This window comes from Marinomonas sp. SBI8L (genome assembly GCF_001624705.1).
Lineage (GTDB): Bacteria > Pseudomonadota > Gammaproteobacteria > Pseudomonadales > Marinomonadaceae > Marinomonas.
On sequence record NZ_JSEO01000046.1, the window covers coordinates 1 to 746 of the forward strand.

1 pseudogene is annotated in these 746 nt (G+C 54.8%); it reads left to right on the plus strand.

Annotation, left to right across the window (positions count from 1 at the left end):
- A pseudogene (locus OA91_RS23830) lies at positions 1-746 on the plus strand (efflux RND transporter permease subunit); the annotation flags it as partial.

The following is a 746-nucleotide window of genomic DNA, read 5'->3' on the forward strand; positions in this document are numbered from 1 at the left end:
CTACGTGAACGACTTCCTCAACTAGGGGCGGGTGAAAAAAGTGTATGTCCAGGCAGGCACGCCGTTCCGTATGTTGCCGGATAACATCAACCAATGGTATGTACGCAACGCCTCTGGCACGATGGCACCGCTTTCTGCCTACTCGTCTACCGAATGGACCTATGGTTCACCGCGACTGGAACGCTACAACGGCATCCCGTCAATGGAGATTTTAGGTGAAGCGGCGGCCGGGAAAAGTACCGGTGACGCCATGAAATTTATGGCAGACCTGGTCGCTAAACTTCCGGCAGGCGTCGGCTACTCATGGACCGGACTATCGTATCAGGAAGCGTTATCCTCAAATCAGGCTCCTGCGCTGTATGCGATTTCACTGGTCGTGGTGTTCCTCGCCCTCGCCGCACTCTATGAGAGCTGGTCAATTCCGTTCTCGGTGATGTTGGTTGTTCCGTTAGGCGTCGTTGGCGCATTACTGGCCACCGATCTGCGCGGCTTAAGTAATGACGTCTACTTCCAGGTTGGTTTGCTGACCACCATCGGGCTTTCCGCCAAAAACGCCATCCTGATTGTCGAATTTGCCGTTGAGATGATGCAGAAAGAAGGGAAAACGCCGATAGAGGCAATCATCGAAGCGGCGCGGAAGCGTTTACGCCCAATCCTGATGACCTCTCTGGCCTTTATTCTCGGCGTGCTGCCGCTGGTTATCAGTCATGGTGCCGGTTCTGGCGCGCAAAACGCGGTAGGTACCG